General features: G+C 73.5%; 19 protein-coding genes and 1 tRNA gene. 7 read left to right on the top strand and 13 right to left on the bottom strand.

What is annotated here, in order from left to right:
- Nucleotides 1–62: 62 nt before the first annotated feature.
- Nucleotides 63–134 (bottom strand) — tRNA-Gln (locus AOM03_RS07035).
- 98 nt (nucleotides 135–232) lie between these two features.
- On the opposite strand from AOM03_RS07035, the gene AOM03_RS07030 reads away from it, so the two are divergent.
- Together AOM03_RS07030 and mscL are read left to right on the top strand one after the other, a co-directional pair.
- Nucleotides 233–829 (top strand): TetR/AcrR family transcriptional regulator, encoded by a 597-nt coding sequence (locus AOM03_RS07030; RefSeq protein ID WP_062380158.1) that lies wholly within the window; start codon nucleotides 233–235, stop codon nucleotides 827–829.
- Between the two features lie 117 nt (nucleotides 830–946).
- Nucleotides 947–1,339, top strand: coding sequence for a large conductance mechanosensitive channel protein MscL (gene mscL, locus AOM03_RS07025; protein WP_062379726.1), 393 nt, complete (start codon nucleotides 947–949; stop codon nucleotides 1,337–1,339).
- A gap of 21 nt (nucleotides 1,340–1,360) precedes the next feature.
- Here the strand turns inward: mscL and AOM03_RS07020 are convergent, their stop codons facing one another.
- From AOM03_RS07020 to rsmI, 8 genes are all read right to left on the bottom strand, one after another.
- Nucleotides 1,361–2,284: a 4-(cytidine 5'-diphospho)-2-C-methyl-D-erythritol kinase gene (locus AOM03_RS07020; protein ID WP_062379723.1), complete on the bottom strand. Its 924-nt coding sequence runs from the start codon at nucleotides 2,282–2,284 to the stop codon at nucleotides 1,361–1,363.
- Nucleotide 2,285: 1 nt separating this feature from the next.
- The gene (rsmA, locus tag AOM03_RS07015; protein ID WP_227589920.1) at nucleotides 2,286–3,203 is read right to left on the bottom strand and encodes a 16S rRNA (adenine(1518)-N(6)/adenine(1519)-N(6))-dimethyltransferase RsmA; all 918 of its coding nucleotides are present in this window, start codon (nucleotides 3,201–3,203) and stop codon (nucleotides 2,286–2,288) included.
- Nucleotides 3,161–4,006, bottom strand: coding sequence for a G5 domain-containing protein (locus tag AOM03_RS07010; protein ID WP_062379720.1), 846 nt, complete (start codon nucleotides 4,004–4,006; stop codon nucleotides 3,161–3,163). The genes rsmA and AOM03_RS07010 overlap by 43 nt, the downstream gene beginning before the upstream one ends.
- Before the next feature lie 122 nt (nucleotides 4,007–4,128).
- On the bottom strand, nucleotides 4,129–4,977 hold the full coding sequence (locus AOM03_RS07005; RefSeq protein ID WP_062379718.1) for a TatD family hydrolase: 849 nt from the start codon (nucleotides 4,975–4,977) through the stop codon (nucleotides 4,129–4,131).
- Between the two features lie 2 nt (nucleotides 4,978–4,979).
- Nucleotides 4,980–6,770, bottom strand: coding sequence for a methionine--tRNA ligase (gene metG, locus AOM03_RS07000; protein WP_062379717.1), 1,791 nt, complete (start codon nucleotides 6,768–6,770; stop codon nucleotides 4,980–4,982).
- Nucleotides 6,771–6,811: 41 nt separating this feature from the next.
- Nucleotides 6,812–7,738: a M15 family metallopeptidase gene (locus AOM03_RS06995; protein WP_062379715.1), complete on the bottom strand. Its 927-nt coding sequence runs from the start codon at nucleotides 7,736–7,738 to the stop codon at nucleotides 6,812–6,814.
- A gap of 28 nt (nucleotides 7,739–7,766) precedes the next feature.
- Nucleotides 7,767–8,447, bottom strand: coding sequence for a hypothetical protein (locus AOM03_RS12900; protein ID WP_062379713.1), 681 nt, complete (start codon nucleotides 8,445–8,447; stop codon nucleotides 7,767–7,769).
- Between the two features lie 86 nt (nucleotides 8,448–8,533).
- Complete coding sequence (gene rsmI / locus AOM03_RS06985; protein WP_062379711.1) at nucleotides 8,534–9,370, bottom strand: 16S rRNA (cytidine(1402)-2'-O)-methyltransferase; 837 nt, start codon at nucleotides 9,368–9,370, stop codon at nucleotides 8,534–8,536.
- A gap of 55 nt (nucleotides 9,371–9,425) precedes the next feature.
- On the opposite strand from rsmI, the gene AOM03_RS06980 reads away from it, so the two are divergent.
- Nucleotides 9,426–11,015, top strand: a complete 1,590-nt coding sequence (locus AOM03_RS06980) for a dolichyl-phosphate-mannose--protein mannosyltransferase (RefSeq protein ID WP_062379709.1) — start codon at nucleotides 9,426–9,428, stop codon at nucleotides 11,013–11,015.
- A 22-nt stretch (nucleotides 11,016–11,037) separates the two neighbouring features.
- On the opposite strand, the gene AOM03_RS06975 is transcribed toward AOM03_RS06980, so the two are convergent.
- Complete coding sequence (locus AOM03_RS06975) at nucleotides 11,038–11,475, bottom strand: Lrp/AsnC family transcriptional regulator (protein WP_062380153.1); 438 nt, start codon at nucleotides 11,473–11,475, stop codon at nucleotides 11,038–11,040.
- 184 nt (nucleotides 11,476–11,659) lie between these two features.
- On the opposite strand from AOM03_RS06975, the gene ocd reads away from it, so the two are divergent.
- From ocd to AOM03_RS06960, 3 genes are read left to right on the top strand one after another with little or no spacing between them, the layout of a single operon-like run.
- Nucleotides 11,660–12,694, top strand: coding sequence for an ornithine cyclodeaminase (gene ocd / locus AOM03_RS06970; RefSeq protein ID WP_062379707.1), 1,035 nt, complete (start codon nucleotides 11,660–11,662; stop codon nucleotides 12,692–12,694).
- Between the two features lie 46 nt (nucleotides 12,695–12,740).
- Nucleotides 12,741–13,358 carry a DUF308 domain-containing protein gene (locus AOM03_RS06965; RefSeq protein WP_062379705.1) on the top strand — a complete coding sequence of 206 codons (618 nt, stop codon included), beginning with the start codon at nucleotides 12,741–12,743 and terminating at the stop codon, nucleotides 13,356–13,358.
- 3 nt (nucleotides 13,359–13,361) lie between these two features.
- On the top strand, nucleotides 13,362–14,618 hold the full coding sequence (locus AOM03_RS06960) for an AI-2E family transporter (RefSeq protein ID WP_062379703.1): 1,257 nt from the start codon (nucleotides 13,362–13,364) through the stop codon (nucleotides 14,616–14,618).
- On the opposite strand, the gene AOM03_RS06955 is transcribed toward AOM03_RS06960, so the two are convergent.
- The 3 genes from AOM03_RS06955 to AOM03_RS06945 form a co-directional block, all read right to left on the bottom strand.
- Nucleotides 14,557–15,366: a transglutaminase-like domain-containing protein gene (locus AOM03_RS06955; RefSeq protein ID WP_062379701.1), complete on the bottom strand. Its 810-nt coding sequence runs from the start codon at nucleotides 15,364–15,366 to the stop codon at nucleotides 14,557–14,559. The two genes, AOM03_RS06960 and AOM03_RS06955, sit on opposite strands and share 62 nt — an antisense overlap.
- A 154-nt stretch (nucleotides 15,367–15,520) precedes the next feature.
- Nucleotides 15,521–16,492, bottom strand: a complete 972-nt coding sequence (locus AOM03_RS06950; protein ID WP_062379699.1) for an FKBP-type peptidyl-prolyl cis-trans isomerase — start codon at nucleotides 16,490–16,492, stop codon at nucleotides 15,521–15,523.
- A 309-nt stretch (nucleotides 16,493–16,801) separates the two neighbouring features.
- Nucleotides 16,802–17,563 (bottom strand): IclR family transcriptional regulator, encoded by a 762-nt coding sequence (locus tag AOM03_RS06945; protein ID WP_062379697.1) that lies wholly within the window; start codon nucleotides 17,561–17,563, stop codon nucleotides 16,802–16,804.
- A 174-nt stretch (nucleotides 17,564–17,737) separates the two neighbouring features.
- Between AOM03_RS06945 and AOM03_RS06940 the strand changes: the two genes are divergently transcribed.
- A complete protein-coding gene (locus AOM03_RS06940; RefSeq protein WP_062380150.1) occupies nucleotides 17,738–18,430 on the top strand; it encodes a CoA transferase subunit A in 693 nt (230 codons plus the stop codon).
- The last annotated feature ends 1 nt before the right edge of the window (nucleotide 18,431 follow it).

Here is an 18,431-nt window from a genome sequence, read left to right as displayed (position 1 = left end):
TCACCAGGTCCCCATTCGTTCCGGGCGGCTGCCCCACGGTTCGGTCGCCCCAGTGTAAACCGCTCCGCCCAGAGGATTCGAACCTCTACCGCAGGGCTCCAAAGGCCCGCATGCTGCCGTTACACCAGGGCGGAAGGGGGGCCGCCCGGCCCCTCGAGGCATCAAGTGTGCCAGGATTCGCGGCACACTGGGTCACGTGACCCTCGAGCCCCGCCGCACGCCGCGCGCCCGCATGTCCGCCCGCGAGCGCCGTGAGCAGCTGCTCACGGTGGGCCGCGCCCTGTTCGCGGAGAAGGGCTTCGAGGGGACCTCCGTCGAGGAGATCGCGTCCCGCGCGGACGTCTCGAAGCCCGTGGTCTACGAGCACTTCGGCGGCAAGGAGGGCATGTACGCGGTCATCGTCGACCGCGAGGTGGAGAACCTCCTGGGCGCCCTGTCGGGGGCGCTGTCGCAGCGCGCCCACCCGCGTCAACTGGTCGAGCGCACGGCGCTCGCGCTGCTGGGCTACATCGAGGTCTCCCCCGACGGCTTCCGCATCCTCTCGCGCGACTCGCCCGTGGCCCAGGCGTCGGGGACCTTCTCCTCGCTGCTGGGCGACGTGTCCGCGCAGGTCGAGGGCCTGCTCGCGGCCCAGTTCGTCAAGCGCAACCTCGACCCGAACGTGGCCCAGTACTACTCGCAGATGCTCGTCGGCATGGTGGCACTCACCGGCCAGCACTGGGCGGAGGTGCGCGAGCCCTCGAAGCAGGAGGTCGCCGCGCACCTGGTCAATCTCGCGTGGAACGGCCTGTCGCGCCTCGAGGAGCAGCCCACCCTGCCCTCGTCCTGAGCCACCGGCGCGCGGCAGGCGCCCGGCTCCGGCGGGTCGCCCGCGCCCACGCACCGGCCGGGTTAGATTTCGGACAGAGGCGCCCGAAGGGCGCACGCTGACACGAAAGGCACCCTTGTGATCCAGGGCTTCAAGAACTTCATCATGCGCGGCAACGTGGTCGACCTCGCGGTCGCCGTCGTGATCGGCGCGGCGTTCGGCTCGGTGGTGACCGCGATCGTCGACGGGCTCATCACCCCGCTCGTCGCCGCGGTCTTCGGCCAGCCCAACCTCGCCGCGGTGGGCAACTTCACGCTCAACGGCGCGGACTTCAGCTTCGGCGTGGTGCTCCAGGCGCTGTTCAACTTCCTCGCGGTCGCGGCCGCGATCTACTTCCTCATCGTCGCGCCGCTCAACGCGCTCGCCGAGCGCCGCAAGAAGGACGAGCCCGCGATCGACGAGCCCGCCTCCCCCACCGAGGTCGAGCTCCTGGTGGAGATCCGCGACGCGCTGCGCGCCGAGCGCTCCTAGCCCTGCCGGACCGGCGGCGCCCTACCCGACGAGCACCGTCCCCGACGCGGGGGCCGATGCGGTGACCACCGCATCGGCCACCCGCGCGGCGTCGAGGTGCGCCGCGATCGCGAGGGCGTGCCGCCGGCTGTGCGCGAGCGCGGCCACGGTGGGCCCGGAGCCGGACACCATGACGCCCAGCGCCTCCGCCTCCTCCGCGGCGGCGAGCACGGCGCCCAGCCGCGGCGCCAGCGCCAGCGCGGGCGCCTCCAGATCGTTGGCGAGCGCCGCGCCCAGGGACTCCGCGTCGCCGGCGAGCAGCGCGCTCATGATCGCGTCGCGGGCGCGCATGTCGGACGGCTCGAGGTCGCCGGCGGCCACCTGACGGTCGTACTCGGCGAACACGGCCGGCGTCGACAGGCCCTCGGCCTGCGTCGCGAGCACCCAGTGGAACTCGCCACGGGTCATCACGGGGGTCAGCTCGTCGCCGCGCCCCAGCCCCATCGCGGTGTGGCCGTGGAGGCTGAACGGCACGTCTGCACCCAGTCGCGCGCCCAGCCGCGCGAGGTCCGCCCGCGTGGCGCCCAGATCCCAGGCGTCGGCGCACGCGACCAGGGCGGCCGCCGCATCGGCCGATCCCCCGGCCATCCCCCCGGCGACCGGGACGCCCTTGGTGATCGCGAGGTCGACGCCGTCGGCGATGCCGTACTCCTCGGCGAGCAGCGCGGCCGCCCTCCACGCGAGGTTGCGCTCGTCCGTGGGCACGGCGTCGATCGCGACGGGCGCGCCGGGCGCGGCGTCCACGGTGAGCGTGATCCGGCCGTCGGCGCGCGGGGCGGCGACCACGTGCTCCCACAGCGCGAGCGCCTGGAAGACCGTCACGAGCGGGTGGTAGCCGTCCTCGCGGACGGGGCCCACGGTGAGCTGGAGATTGACCTTCGCGGGCGCCTTGGCGTGCGAGGTCACGTCAGCCGCCGGACGATGCGACGGTCGGGGCCTGGTCGAGCGCCACGGCGATGCGGGCGAAGTCCTCGACGGCCAGCTGCTCGCCGCGGGTGAGCGGGTCGATGCCGGCCGCACGCAGGGCGGCCTCCGCGGCCGCGCCCGAGCCCGCGATGCGGGACAGCGCCCCGCGCAGGGCCTTGCGGCGCTGGCTGAAGGCGGCGTCGATGACGGCGAACACCCGCTCGCGGCGGGCGGTGGTCTCCGGGACCGCGCAGCGCTCCATGAGCACCAGCGCGCTGTCGACGCGGGGCACGGGCCAGAACACGGCGCGGCCCACGTCGCCGGCGCGGCGCACGTCGCAGTACCAGGCGGCCTTCGCCGACGGCACGCCGTACGTGCGGGAGCCGGGCGGGGCGGCGAGCCGGTCGGCCACCTCCGACTGCACCATCACCAGCACGGTGCGCAGGGTCGGGAACGTCTCGAGGAAGTGCAGGATCACCGGCACGGAGACGTTGTAGGGCAGGTTCGCCACGAGCGCGGTGGGGGCCTTGTCCAGGGCGTTCACCGTGAGGGCGTCGGCATGGACGCACGCGAACCGGTCCGCGTGCTCGAGCGCGCGCTCCTCGATGGTGCGCGGCAGCGCGGCGGCGAGCACCGGGTCGATCTCGACGGCGGTGACGCTCGCGCCGGTCTCGAGCAGCGCGAGGGTGAGCGAGCCGAGCCCGGGTCCCACCTCGACCACGTGCTCGCCCTCGCCCACGCCGGACAGGCGGGCGATGCGCCGCACGGTGCCGGCGTCGACCACGAAGTTCTGCCCCCACTTCTTGTGGGGCGCCGTGTCGAGCGACTGCGCCAGGAGGCGGATGTCGGTGGGGCCGAGCAGGCGGGCCACCGGGGTCAGTACCAGTTCTTGGCCACCGAGTGCGACCAGGCGCCGCACGGGGTGCCGTAGCGGCCCTTGATGTAGCCCAGGCCCCAGCGGATCTGCGTGGCGGGGTTGGTGGCCCAGTCGGCGCCGGCGGAGGCCATCTTCGATCCGGGCAGCGACTGCGGGATGCCGTAGGCGCTGGAGGTGGGGTTGGCGGCGCGGTGGTTCCAGCCGGACTCCTTGGTCCACAGCTTCTCGAGGCAGTACCACTGCTCGCCGCTCCAGCCGTACATCGAGGCGGCCATCTGCTGGCCGAGCGCCCGGTTGCCGGTGGGGTTGGAGGCGGCCGCGCTCGCGCCCACGGAGCCGCCGCCGGAGCCGCTGCCACCGGAGGAGACCACGACGGGCTCCTCCTTGGTGCCGATCGCGACGACCTCGTCGATCGGGTCGGCGACGCGAACCGTGATGGACTCGGTGCGGCCCACCTCCTCGCCGCCCACCGCGGTCACGTCGTAGGTGATGCGCTCGGACCCGGGCTCGCCCTCGGTCACCACCTTGGTGGTGCCCTTCTCGAGGTTCGGGTCCTCCTTCTCGATCTTGTCGAAGCCCAACTCGCGGGTCTCGGTCTCAGAGGTGACGGTGACGCCCTCGTCGGCGCCCACGGCGATCTCGGGCAGCGCGGTCAGATCCGCGGCGATGACGGTGGGCTCGGCGGCGGGGGCGGTCGGCACGGCTGCCGCGGCGATCGAGCCGACGGCGAACGATGCGACGGCGACGCCGAGGCCCGTGTGCAGCAGCACGCGGTGGCGCGACTGACGTCGCGTGCGCTGCTCGCGGCGCCCGTTGGGCGCGGGGGTGGTGCGTCGGTAACTCACTCGGTGCCTCTCGTCGTGCGGCCTCGCGGCCGCGCTGTCTGGAGACTTTTATCTCATATTGGTAACGGTGTTGGCCAACCCGGACTTGGGGCCCAACCTGGCCTTCTCCTCACATCGCCCGTCTACCAGGGGCCATACAGATCGTTCGATGTTTCGGAGACGGCCTCGCAGGCCCGCTCCTCGGACACGCCGAGGACGTCCGCGATCACGCGCAGCGTGAGCGGGATGAGGTAGGGGGCATTGGGGGCACCCCGATGCGGGTGCGGCGTGAGGAACGGCGCGTCGGTCTCGACCAGCACGCGGTCCAGGTCCGTCACCGCGAGCGCCGCGCGCAGCGCGTGGCCGTTCTTGAAGGTGACGGGACCGGCGAAGGACAGGTAGTAGCCGCGCTCGCCGCACAGCCGCGCCATGCCGGCGTCGCCGGAGAAGCAGTGGAACACGGTGCGCGCCGGGGCGCCGTCGCGCTCGAGGACGTCGAGCACGTCCGCGTGCGCGTCGCGGTCGTGGATCTGGAGCACCAGGTCGAGCTCCTTCGCGAGCGCGATGTGATCGCGGAAGGAGCGCACCTGGGCCTCCCGGCCCTCGTCGCCGGTGCGGAAGTAGTCGAGCCCGGTCTCCCCCACCACCCGGATGCGCGGGTGGCGCGCGAGCTCCGCGATCCGGGAGAACGCCTCGTCGTAGCCGACCCCCGACTCGTGGGTGCCCGCCGCGTGCAGCGGGGCCTCGTTCGGGTGGAGGGCCACGCCGCCGAGCAGTTGCGGGTGCAGGTCCACCTGCTCCGCCGTCCACGCCGCGGAGTCGAGCTCGCAGCCGATCTGCACGAGCCGGTCGACGCCCACGGCCGCCGCGGCCGCGAGGTGGGCCGCGACGTCGAGCGGCCCGTCGCCGGCCGGGAAGTCGAGGTGGGTGTGGTTGTCGACCACGGGCACCGCGAGCGCCTCGGGCGCCGCCGGCCAGGCTCCGGGCCGCACCGCTACTCGTCCGCCATTCGCGCGAGCTCCTGGGCCACCACGTCGTCGTCGAGCTTGGTGAAGATGGGGCTGGGCGCGGGCACCGGGGTGCCGGCCGCGAGCGCGCGGCGTCCCCACAGGCCCTTGGCGCCGGTGTACTCGCCGGTGATGATCGGGTACTCGCGGCCCTCGAGGTCCAGGTCCGAGACCTCCTCCATGCGCGGCATGTGCGCGAGGATCCCCTCGCCCCCCAGCGCCTCGTGCACCTTCTGCGACGAGTGCGGCAGGAACGGCGACATCAGCGTGTTCGCGTCGGACACGAGCTGGGCGGCGACGCCCAGGACGGTGCGCATGCGCTCGGGGTCGGTGTTCTTGAGCTTCCACGGGGCGGTGTCCGCGAGGTACTTGTTCGCGTCGCCCACCACGCGCATCGCCTCGGACACGGCGGCACGCTGGCGCTGCGTGCGGATCAGCTCGCCCACGGCGTCGAACGACTGCTCGGAGGCGGCGAGCGCCGCGCGGTCGACGTCCTCGAGCTCGCCCAGCTCCGGGATGGAGCCCACGTTCTTGTGCAGCAGCGAGGCGGTGCGGTTGACCAGGTTGCCCCAGCCGGCCACCAGCTCGTTGTTGGTGCGCTTGACGAACTCGGACCAGGTGAAGTCCGCGTCCGAGGTCTCCGGGCCGGCGACCGCGATGAAGTAGCGCAGCGCGTCCGGCTGGTAGCGCGCGAGCATGTCGCGCACGTAGATGACGTGGCCGCGCGAGGAGGAGAACTTGGCGGACTCCATGGTGAGGAACTCGCTCGAGACCACCTCGGTGGGCAGCTGCAGGTCACCGAACTCGCTCAGCGACCCGCCCTTGTCTCCGCGGCCGTTCGCGGCGAGGAGCTCACCGGGCCAGATCTGCGAGTGGAAGGTGATGTTGTCCTTGCCCATGAAGTAGTAGGACAGCGCCTCGGGGTCGTTCCACCAGTCGCGCCAGCGCTCGGGGTCGCCGATGCGGCGGGCCCACTCGATCGAGGCGCTCAGGTAGCCGATCACCGCGTCGAACCACACGTAGAGGCGCTTGGACGGGTTGTCCTCCCACCCCTCGAGCGGGACCCGGATGCCCCAGTCGATGTCGCGCGTCATGGCGCGCGGGCGCACGTCGACCAGCAGGTTGCGCGAGAAGTTGAGGACGTTGGGGCGCCAGCCCTGACGCGCGCCCAGCCAGTCGGTGAGCGCGGGCACGAGCGCCGGCAGGTCGAGGAAGAAGTGCTCGGTCTCGACGAACTTGGGGGTCTCGCCGTTGATCCGGCTCACCGGGTTCTTGAGGTCGTGCGCATCGAGCTGGTTGCCGCAGTTGTCGCACTGGTCGCCGCGCGCGCCGTCGTCGCCGCAGATGGGGCAGGTGCCCTCGATGTAGCGGTCGGGCAGCGTGCGGCCGGTCGACGGGGAGATCGCGCCGCGGGTCGTCTGCTTGATCATGTAGCCGTTCGCGTGGACGGCCTTGAACATCGCCTGCGCCACCTGGTGGTGGTTGCCCGTGGTGGTGCGCGTGAAGAGGTCGTAGCTGAGGCCCAGCGAGGTGAGGTCCTCGACGATGACGCGGTTGTAGCGGTCCGCGAGCTCCTGGGGGCTCACGCCCTCGCCCTCGGCCTGCACGAGGATGGGGGTGCCGTGCTCGTCCGTGCCCGAGACCATGAGCACGTCGTGGCCCGCCATGCGCATGTAGCGGCTGAAGACGTCGGAGGGGACGCCGAAGCCGGCGACGTGGCCGATGTGACGGGGGCCGTTGGCGTACGGCCATGCGACCGCGGACAGGATGCGAGACATGGCGTCCATCCTAATGTCGGGCGCCCGCCGCCACCCCGGCCTCAGTCCTGGTAGTCGGGCGCCGCCTCGAGCCCGAAGAACTCCTCGAGCGTCCAGACCCCGCGCGCGTGCATCTCCGCGGCGAGCTCGGGGCCCACGTACCGCAGGTGCCAGGGCTCGTACTCGTAGCCGGTGATCGCGTCCTTGCCCTCCGCGTAGCGGATGACGAAGCCGTACTCCCACGCGTGCGCGTCCGCCCACCGGCCGGCCGCCGTGTCGCCGAAGCACGCGAGCAGGTCGCACGCGCCGCCGTCGTGCATGTCCGCCGCGAGGCCCGTCTGGTGCTCGGAATGGCCCGGCCGCGCGGAGTAGGTGTCCGCGCTCGCCTGCCCCGAGCGGTTCACGTAGCCCCAGTACAGGCTCGACTGGTGGTCGTAGCCGCGGTACGCCGTGGAGATGGTGAAGGCGGCGCCGTCGGCCACCGCGTCCGCGTGCATGCGGCCCAGCGCCTCCGCGGCCTCCGCGCGCATGGTCGCCCCGGAGGGCATCCCGGGGATGGTCACCAGGTCCGTGGGCACGTAGTCCTCGGGCTCCATGGGTCGACGCTTGTTCACCACGACCCACGGCGAGGCGGGATCGGTGAGCGAGTAGGCCTCCATGTCGAAGCCGTCGGCGTCCGCGGACGCCTCGGGGGACGATGCCTCCGGCGAGGGCTCGGTCGACGCCGCCGGGGAGGGGGTCGCGACGGGGGACGATGCGTCGGCCGCCGGGGTCGCGGAGGGTTCCGTGGCGAGCGCCGCGAGGGTCGGGTCCGGGGAGGACTCGCGCGTGGACGAGGCCTCGGCCGCGGCGGTCGACTCCGCCGACGCGCCGTCGGCGCCGGCCCACAGGCTCGCGCCCGCGAAGCCCAGGAGGCCGCCGAGCACGGCGACGCCGAGGCCGGCGAGGCGGCGTCGGCGTCGGTAGACGGGCGCGTGGGAGACCCTCATCGCTGCCTCCGCGCGCGGAGGGCACGAATCATGGCAAAAATCCTATTCCACGCGAGTACTCGAGCGTGAATCCGCGCCCCTGCGGGTTGGTGCAGCGCAGGCCCTCGTCGAGCGTGAGCAGGCAGTCGAGCGCGCCGATCGCGGCCGGGGTGTCGAGCGGCAGCACCTCGCCGCCCTCGAGGTTGTCGTCGAGGCACGGGTACTCGGGGGCGGCGTCCGACCACAGCCCCACGGCCACGCCGTCCGCGTCCCCGTCGCAGGCCTGCGCGGGCGGGTCGTAGTTGATCGAGGGCTGCTGGCACAGGAGCCACGTGAACCCGTCGAGGTCCTCCACCTCGCAGCGGATGTTGCCGGACGGGCTCTGGAAGGCGAGCGTGCCGCCGGCCTCGAGCGTGGGCACGGGCGAGGGCTCCGGCGCGGGCGTCGCGCTCGCCTCGGGATCGGGCGAGACGGAGGGGTCGGGCGAGGCGGAGGGGCCCGGGGTCGCGCTCGGCGCGACGGAGGGGTCGGGGGTGGCCTCGGCCGTGGCCGCCACGCTCGGCGAGACCGACGCCGCGGGCGAGGCTCCCGCCTCGGCGACCGGAGCATCGTCCCCGGTCACGAGCCACCACGTGCCCAGGCCGAACAGCAGGGCGACCGCCGCGACCCCGACCACGATGACCGCGATGGCGGCCGCGGGAAGTCCCCGGCGGGCGTGGGCCTGGCTCACGGGCGCTCCTCTCATTCTCTCGCGAGGCTAGCGCCGCGGCGGGCGCCCGCGGCCGGGGCGCGCGGCGCGCACGCCCGATCCGCGCGTCAGCCCTGGCGGGCCTGGAGCACCGCCGCGTAGAGCTCGCGGCTGGGCACCCCGGCGGTGGCGGCGACGTCCGCGACCGCGGCCTTGGCGCGCTCGCCGTCGCCGATGCGCGCGAGCACCTCCGCGACGAGCATGCCCATGCCCGGCGCCTCCGCCGGCCGGCCGGCGACGCACACGACGATCTCCCCGCGGGGCTGCTCCGCCTCCGCCCACGCCGCGAGCGCGGCGAGGCCGCCGCGGCGGGTTTCCTCGTAGGTCTTGGTGAGCTCGCGCGAGACGGATCCGGCGCGGTCCGCGCCGAACGCCTCCGCCATCGCGGTCAGGGTCGCGGCGAGCCGGTGCGGCGCCTCGAAGAACACCATGGTGCGCTCCTCCGCGGCGAGGGACGCGAAGCGGGAGGCCCGCTCCCCCGGCTTGCGCGGCGGGAAGCCCTCGAACGCGAAGCGGTCGGTCGCGAGGCCGGACAGCGCGAGCGCGGTGAGCGCCGCGGACGGCCCGGGCAGCACGGTCACGTCGACGCCCGCGCGCGCGGCCTCGCCCACGACCCGGAAGCCGGGATCGGACACCGCGGGCATGCCCGCGTCCGAGACCACCAGCACGGTCGCGCCGGCGAGCGCGCGCTCGACCAGCTCGCGCGCGGCCTCGCCCTCGTTGTGGTCGTGGTGGGCGACCAGGTCGCCGACGATCCGCAGCCCCAGCCGGGTCGCCAGGTCGCGCGTGCGACGTGTGTCCTCCGCGGCGACCACGTCCGCCGTCGCGAGCGCCTCGCGCAGCCGCTCCGACGCGTCCCCGGAGTTGCCGATCGGCGTGGCGGCGAGCACGATGCGTCCGGTCATGCGCTCACTGTGGCACACCGGGAGGCCCGGTCCGGGCCCGGTTAGGCTTCCGCCTGTGACTTACGCGGCCCTCTATCGCTGGCGCGGCGCGCTCATGCTGGCCGGCGTGGCGCTGATCGCCGGAATGGTCCGCATGCTGTCGCTCAGCCACCCCCACGCGCTCGTGTTCGACGAGGTCTACTACGCGCGCGGCGGCTACTCCCTCACGGTGCTCGGCTACGAGGGCGACTGGACCGGCGACGGCCAGGCGATGGTGGACGGCGACTACTCGGGGCTCAGCACCGAGGGCGACTACGTGGTCCACCCCATGGTGGGCAAGCTGCTCATCGCGCTGGGCATCCAACTCTTCGGCGCCAACCCCGTGGGCTGGCGCATCGTGGGCGCCGTGCTGGGCACCGTGATGTGCGTGCTCGTCGCCGTGCTCGCCCGCCGCCTGCTGCGGTCGACCCTATGGGGCGGCGTGGCCGGCGTGCTCCTCGCGCTCGACGGGCAGGCGATCGTCATGTCCCGCGTCGCCGTGCTCGACGGCTACGCCGCGTTCTTCATCGTGCTCGCCGCCTGGCTGCTGGTCCTCGACCACGACGCGGCGCTGCGGCGCCTCACCGCCGGGGCCGCCCGGGACCGCGAGCGGCTGCGCGCACGCACCCTGGTCCCCGCCGGGGGCGGCGGGGACGGGGAGGCGACCCGCGCATCGTCCCCCGTGACCGGGGACGATGCACCGGCCCGCCTTCCCGGAATGGGGCCCGGCCTGGGCGTGCGCTGGTGGCGCCTCGCCGGCATCGTGGCGCTCGCGCTGGGCGCGTCGGTCAAGTGGTCGACGCTGTACTACGCCGCGGCCTTCCTGGTGCTGTCCGTGGTGTGGGACCTGGTCGAGCGGCGCCGCGCGGGCTACGCGGGCTGGTTCTGGGGCGCGGGGCTGCGCGCGATCCCGGCGGCGCTCGCCACGGTGGTCGTCATGCCGCTGGTGTATGTCGCGACGTGGGCGAACTGGTTCCTCACGGACGGCTCGTACGGGCGGCAGTGGGCGGCGCAGAACCCGGGCCAGGGCGTCACCTGGCTGCCCGACGCGCTCAACTCGCTGTGGCACCTGCAGCAGCAGTGGTGGCGGTTCCACAACGGCCTCACCACCGAGCACACCTACATGTCGAACCCGTGGCTGTGGCTGGTCCAGCAGCGGCCCACCGCCTTCTACTTCGAGGACGTGCCGGAGGCCGCGTGCGGGGCGGAGCGCTGCGTGAGCGCGATCCACGCGCTGGGCAACCCGCTCATCTGGTGGCTGGGCACGCTCGCGCTGGGGTGGGCCATCTGGAGGGTGGTGCGCCACCGCGACATGCTCGCGGCCACGCTCGCGGTGGGCGTGCTGGCGGGCTGGGTGCCGTGGCTGCCGTACGCGTACCGCACCATCTTCACGTTCTACACGGTGACCATCGCGCCGTTCATGGTGCTGGTGCTGGTGTGGGCGCTGCGGCGGGTCGCGCAGCCCGAGCGGCTCGACGGGGGCTGGTCCCGGCGCGGCACGGTCGTGGCCGCCGTCGCGGTGGCGCTGTGCGTGCTGGTGGCGGCGTTCTTCCTGCCGCTGTGGACGGGCGACCCCGTGCCCTACGAGTACTGGCGCCTGCACATGTGGATGAGCAGCTGGGTGTAGGCGGCGCGCGCGCTATCCCCTGCTATCCGTCGCGGCGCTCGATGAGCGGCGACAGCACGATCGCGGAGCGCGTCTTGTCGACCTGAGGGGCCAGGCGCACCTTCTCGAGAGCCGTCTCGAGGTCCGGCATGGTCGCCGCCTTGAGCCGCAGGACCGCGTCCGCCTGGCCCGTGACGGTGGACGCCTCGACCACGTTGGGGATGGCGCCCAGGATGCGCCGCAGCTCCGCGGGCGCCACCGTGCCCCGACAGAACAGCTCGACGTGGGCCTCGGTGCCGCCGCCGTCGAGCGCCGGGTCGAGCCGCACCGAGAAGCCGCGGATCACGCCGTCCGCGATCATCCGGTCGACGCGGCGCTTGACCGCCGACGGCGACAGGCCGATCGACACGCCCATGTCCGCGAAGGTGGCGCGGCCGTCGATGCGGAGCAGATCGATGATGCGACGGTCCAGCTCGTCGATCGCCATGAGGACCCCCGATCTCGCCGGACGCACCGACCATGCGCCCAGGCATCAATCCTTGCACGCTTCCCGCGCGATAGGCCACAAAGCCGAGCGAGAACACTGTCATCCTGAGGGGACGGATCGGGCGCTTCGCCCGAAGCGCCCGGAACGCCGCGGGAGCGGCACGCGAGGAGGATGCCCGATGGTGATGTTCGTGGATGTCGCGCACATGCGGGGCTGGATGGCGGAGCACGGGGTCGAGACGCTGATCGCCGACCTGATCCCGCACCTCGAGGAGGACTTCCGGCGCTGGCCGGAGTTCGACAAGGTCGCCCGGATCGCGAGCCACTCCCCCGTGGGCGTCATCGAGCTCATGCCCGTCGCGGACTCCCACGAGTACGGCTTCAAGTACGTCAACGGCCACCCGTTCAACCCCCGCAGCGGTCGCCAGACCGTGACCGCCTTCGGCGTCCTCGCCGACGTCCAGACCGGCTATCCCGTGCTGCTCGCGGAGATGTCCCTGCTCACCGCGCTGCGCACCGCCGCGACGTCCGCGATGGCGGCGCGGGCGCTCGCCCGGCCGGGCTCGCGCGTGCACGCGCTCCTCGGCGCCGGCTCCCAGTCCGAGTTCCAGGCGGTCGCCATGCGTGCGGCGGTGGGTGCGGACCGGGTCCGGGTGTGGGACACCGACCCCGACGCGATCGACAAGTTCCTGCGCCACGCGGCGACGCTGGGGATCGAGGCGACCCGCGCATCGTCCGCGGTGGACGCCGTGGCGGGCGCGGACATCGTCACCACCTGCACCGCGGACAAGGCCAACGCGACCATCGTGACGGACGCGATGGTCGAGCCCGGCATGCACCTCAACGCGATCGGCGGCGACTGCCCGGGCAAGACGGAGCTGGACGCCGCGATCCTGCACCGCGCCTCGACGTTCGTCGAGTACGAGCCGCAGACCCGGATCGAGGGCGAGATCCAGCAGGTGCCCGCCGACCACCCCGTCACCGAGCTGTGGCGGGTCCTCACGGACGCGGCGCCGGGGCGCACCTCGCCCGACCAGATCACCGTGTTCGACTCGGTGGGCTTCGCCGTCGAGGACCGCGCGGCGCTGCGCTTCCTGCGCGACTCCGTGGCGGGCACCGCGCACTGCACGGACATCGACCTGGTCGCCGAGCCGCGCGACCCCAAGGACCTGTTCTCGCTCGTATCTCCCGCTCTGGCCGCCTCTCGGGTATAGCCTGGCGCCGGGTGCGCGCCCCGGCGGGCCCACGAGGGAGCATGCGATGCAGCAGTTTCACACGACCCCGCCCGCCGCCGAGTCGATGGGCCTCGAGATCGATCCCGCCGTCCTCACCGCACGCGCCGTCACGGCCGTCCGCGTGGCGTTCGGCCTCATGGGGGTGTTCGCCCTCGCGCTCGGCGTCGCGCTGCTCGTGTGGCCCGGCCGCACGCTCGCGGTGGGCGCGGCGCTCACCGCCGTCTACTTCGTGATCGCCGGCGTGGTGCGCATCGTCATGGGCGCGCTGGGCTCGGCGCTGTCCGCCGGCATGCGCGTGCTCGGCATCCTGCTGGGCCTCCTGCTCGTCATCGGCGGCGTGGTGATGCTGCGCAACCTCGCCGCCTCGACGGCGGTGCTGCTGCTCATCGCGACCATCACCGTGGGGCTCGGCTGGATCATCGACGGCGTCATGGCCTTCATCGAGTCCGGCCACGCCCGCTCGCGGGGCCTCGCGATCGTCTACGGCGTCGTGGCCCTGGTCGCCGGCATCGTCGTGGTGGCCTGGCCGGGGATCTCCGCCTCGGTGTTCGTGTGGCTCAACGCGGTCGCGCTCGTGGTGCTGGGCGTGGTGGGGCTCGTGCGCGCCTTCACGTTCGGGCGCGCGGCCCGCGTCCAGGGCTGAGCCGTGGCGGACCTGCCGTCGGACGTGCCCGAGGACCTGCCCGAGGACCTGCCCGAGGACGTGCCCGCGGACGTCGCGCGCGCGGCCACCCAGGCCCAGGCCCAGGCCGACCCCGGGCCGCCGGCGTGGCTCGGCCGCGCCGTCCGCGCGTCCGCGTGGCGGATCGTCTGGGTGCTGCTGCTCACGGGCGGCATGCTGTGGGTCGCCTTCCAGCTGCGCCACCTGCTGGGCATCCTCGCGGTCGCCCTGTTCCTCGCGCTCGCGATGATCCCCGGCGTCAACACGCTCACGCACCGCTTCAAGATGCGCCGCGGCGCGGCCGTGGGCCTCATCTACCTCGCCGGAATCGTGGGGCTCACCCTCCTGGTGGCCGTCATCATTCCGGCGATCGCGCGGTTCGCGGGGCTGGTGAGGGACAACGCCTCGGACTGGTACGCGAATCTGCAGGCCTGGGGCGAGGAGCACCTGGGGCTGCCGATCGTCGACGCCGACGCGGCGGCCGACGGCACCAGCACGATCGCGCAGGCGCTGCTGTCCTGGGCGGACGATGCGCTGGGCCTGCTCACCTCCGGCCTGGGCCTGGTCTTCGACCTGGTCACCGTCGCGACCTTCGCCTTCTTCATCGCGGTCGAGTGGCCCAAGCTGCTGCGCGCGATCCTGTCCCGCATGCCTCCCGCGCGGCAGTACGTGGCCGCGTGGATCGCGGACACGTCGATCCGCCAGACCGGCGGCTACTTCTACTCGCGCCTGCTGCTCATGGTGATCTGCGGCGCGGGCGGGTTCGCCGTGATGCTCATCGTGGGGCTGCCGCTCGCCTTCGCGCTGCCGCTCGCGGTGTTCATGGGCTTCGTCAGCGTGTTCATCCCGTTCGTGGGCACGTACATCGGCGCGGCCGTGCCCATCCTCATCGTGCTCGCGGTGAACGGCCTCATCCCGGCGCTGGTGCTGCTCGCGTGGGTGCTGGTGTACCAGCAGGCGGAGAACTACTGGCTCAGCCCGCGCATCTCCTCGCAGACCATGGAGCTGTCCGGCGCGGTCGCGTTCGGCGGCGCGCTCGCGGGCGGCGCGCTGGCGGGCCCGCTGGGCGCGTTCATGGCGCTGCCGGTCGCGGCGCTCATCACCGCGATCGTGAAGAACACCGGCCGCACCTACGAGGTCGTGGCCGTCACGGAGGACGGCGCCCCCACGGGCGCGGACGTCAGCCCAGCAGCACCGGGGCCCGCGGGTCCTCCTTCGGAAGGCTCTCCGCCCGCGCCGTGACCTCCATGCGCTCGAAGACGATGGGCGCACCGATGGTGGTGAGGAACGCGATGTCCGCCGCGTCGCGGCCCGTCGCCACGCGCACCATCACCTCGCGGGGGGCGAGGCCGGTCGCGTCGACCACGTGCCACTCTCCGTCGACCAGCGCCTCGACCACCGCGTGGAAGTCCATGGGCTCGAGTCCCGGCGCGTAGACGGCGACCGTCCGTGCGGGCACGTCGAGCGCGCGCAGGTGCGCCACCACCACGTGGGCGAAGTCGCGGCACACGCCCGCGCGCGCGAGCAGCGTCGCCGTGGCGCCGTCGGTGGGGCCGCTCGCGCCGGGCGCATACGTGAGGTGGTCGCGCACCCAGTCGGTGACGGCCCGGAGCTGCTCGAGGCCCGACAGCGCGCCGAACATCTCGATCGCGGTGGGCAGCAGGATGTCCGACTCGCAGTAGCGGCTGGGGCGCAGGTAGCGGATCGTGTCGAGGGGGTCCACGGGGGCCGGCGCGGCGCGGCCGGCGACCCGCGCGCGGTAGCGCACCTCGACCTCGCCCTCGTCGACGTCGACCAGGTGCAGGCGGGTGCCGTGCTGGTCCACCGCCTCTTCGACGGGGACCGGCACGCCCTCGTGCTCGACGACCAGCTCCTCGTCGATCGCCAGCCCCTCGTCGCCGTCCGGGCCGGGGGCCACCGCGATGGCGAGCACCAGGCGCACGGGCCCGGTGGCGTGCAGGCCCAGGAGGGAGGAGACGTGGCGAGGCATGCGCGCATCGTCGCACGCCGGAGGCCGGGACCACGCCGCCGCCCGGTCCCGGGCCGGGCGGGGCGCGTGCATCGTCCCCCGGCGGGGGCCGCATCCCGGCCGGACACGACGACGGGGGCCGGGCGAGTGCCCGGCCCCCGTCGTGGAAGGAGTGTTAGTTGGCGGAGAGGATGTCCACCACGAACACGAGCGTCGAGTTCGCGGGGATCGAGCCGCTCTCCTGCTCGCCGTACGCGAGGTCCGGCGGGATGACGAGCAGCACCTGGCTGCCCACCGTCTGGCCGGCGAGGCCCTGGCCCCAGCCCTGGATCACGCCGTTGAGGCTGAACGATGCGGGGGTGCCGCGGTCCCAGGACGAGTCGAACTGCTCGCCGTCCCACAGCCAGCCGGTGTAGTGGACGGTGACGGAGGCGCCCTCGGCGACCTCCTCGCCGTCGCCCTTGATCAGGGGCTGGACCACGAGCTCCTCGGGCATGTCGCCCGCCTCGTCGAACGAGATGGACGGCGTGCCGTCCTCGGCGAGCGTGATGACCGGCAGGCCCTCGGCGGACTCGACGGCCTCGCCCTCGGCGCGCTCGAGCGGCGTGGTCGCCTTGGTCGCGGTGACGGCCATGAAGATGGCCGAGCCGTCCGAGGCGGACACGTCGGGCGCGCCGTAGAGGAAGTTCACGCCCACGTTGGCGCCGTCGAGCACCTCGATGAGCACCGGGTCGACCGAGCCCTCCTCGAGGGTCACGGACTCGGGGGCGCCGGACTCGTAGGTCGAGTACACGGACTCGCCGTCGACGCCCGAGAACACCACGTAGTCGAGGGTGACGATCTGCCCGGTGGTGATCGCGTCGCCGTCGCCGTCCTCGATGAGGCGGGTCGCGGAGGTCGTCATGGTGAGCGGGCCCTCGAAGTCGAGCGTCGGCGCGTCCTCGCCCTCCTGGCTCCACTCGATGGCCTCGAGGTTCGCGAGGTCGTCGGCGGTGGGCTCGGCGATGCCGGCGTCCGTGGTCGCGTCGGCCTCGGCGTCCACGGACGGCGAGGCGGAGGCGTCGACGTCATCGGCGGCGGTGCAGGCCGTCAGGCCCAGCATCGCGACGGCGCCGACCGCGGCCGCGGCAAGCAGGTTCTTCTTCATGGGTCTCCTCGGATTAGTCCGCGGCTGCGCGCTCACGGGCGCGCCGCACGGGTGTCCCCGAGCCAACCGACGGGCGCCCGCAAAGGTTCCCGCGTGCAAGGGTCGGATTCACCTCACCGCGCGCGAGCGCGCTACCAGGGTAACCCGGGACCCCGCGGGACCGGCACTCGGTGCCTCCCACCCGGACACTCCGCACGGATGTCGAGCCGACACGCGGGCGTCGGGGGCCGATGCGCGGGCCGGCCACGGCGTGTCGCCCGCCAGTCCGTGCGGAGTGTCCGCGGGAGGGGGCGCGGAGCGCGCGGCGGGCTACCGCCCTCGCAGGCGCTGCGTCACCACGTGCGCCTGCTCGACGAGCACCCGCCCGATGAGGGGCCGCCGCTCGTCGTCGAACCGTTGCTCGACCCCGGTCGCGGACAGCGCCCACGCGGGACGCCCGTGCGCGTCGAAGATCGCCGCGGCCATGCCCCAGCTGCCCTCGACGATCAGCCCCGGGTTGACCACGTAGCCGTCGGCGCGCGCCCGCGCCAGCCGCTCGCGCAGCGGCCCGGCCGCGTGCGCCGCGCCCCACGCGGGCACCAGGTCCACGCGGCGCAGGTAGTCCTCGCGGTCGCGCTCGGGCAGCATCGCCAGGATCGCCAGCCCCGCCGACGCGACGCCCAGCGGGAAGCGGATCCCCTCGTGCAGCACGTGCGAGCGCAGGGGGAAGGCGCCCTCCTCCCTCAGCAGGCACACCGTCTCGTCGCCGCGCCGCGCGGACAGGAACGCGCTCTCCCCCGTCGCGACCGCGACGGCGCGCACCGCCTCGGCCGCCGTCCCCGTGATGTCGTACCGGTCCGCCGCGAGCGCGCCCATGACGTACAACTCCGGGCCCAGCACCCAGGCCGCGCCGCCGGGCTCGCGGTCGACGAACCCCTGCTCCGCGAGCGCCGTCAGGAGCCGATGCGCGGTGGGCCGGGTCAGGCCCGTCGCCTGGGCGAGGCGGGTGGTGGTCATCGGCTCGCCGGAGTCGGCGCTGAGCGCGCGCAGGAGCCGGGCCGTGCGCTCGACCACCTGCGCGCCGTCGGTCACCGCCGCCTCCCGTGGAGCCCCGTGACGTTCACGATCTGGACGCACGTCCAGTCCATGAACGGATATCGCAGTGTTATTGACCTGGAGCCCGCGCGTCAATAGCGTCGGCGTATCCACGATATGGGCGCGCGGGCACCGCGCGCCGAGCGACGCGACGCCGACGAGGAGGTCTGGATGAAGCTGCGGGCGAGCGCCGCGGAGGCGCTGGCGGGGGTGGTCCGAGACGGGCAGACGATCGCCGTGGGCGGCTTCGGGCTGAGCGGCAACCCCACGGACCTGATCGAGGCGCTGCGCGACACGGGCGTGCGCGACCTCACGATCGTGAGCAACAACATGGGCGTCGACGGCAAGGGGCTGGGGATCCTGCTCGAGTCCGGCCAGGTGGCCACGGTGGTCGCGTCGTACGTGGGCGAGAACCGCCTGTTCGCGGAGCAGTTCCTCGCCGGCGACCTGGACGTCGAGTTCGCACCTCAGGGCACCCTGGCGGAGCGGATGCGCGCCGGCGGCGCCGGCATCGCGGGCTTCTACACCCGCACGGGCGTGGGCACCCCCGTCGCGGAGGGCAAGCCCACCATGGACTTCGACGGCGTCGAGCACGTGCTCGAGCGCGGCATCGTCGCGGACGTCGCCCTGGTCAAGGCGCACCGCGCGGACCTCGAGGGCAACCTGCGCTACCGCTTCACGGCCCGCAACTTCAACCCGCTCGCCGCCATGTGCGGGCGGGTCACCGTCGTCGAGGCCGAGGTGATCGACAACGCCCCCCTCGACCCCGACACCGTGGAGACGCCCGGCGTCTTCGTGCAGCGGCTCGTGGCGTCGACACCGCGGGTCAAGGACATCGAGCAGCGCACGGTGAGGAGCGCCTGAC

It is taken from the genome of Demequina pelophila, from assembly GCF_000971175.1.
Lineage (GTDB): Bacteria > Actinomycetota > Actinomycetes > Actinomycetales > Demequinaceae > Demequina > Demequina pelophila.
Note: the sequence above shows the minus strand (reverse complement) of the source record. Positions and strands in the feature narration are given on the sequence as shown.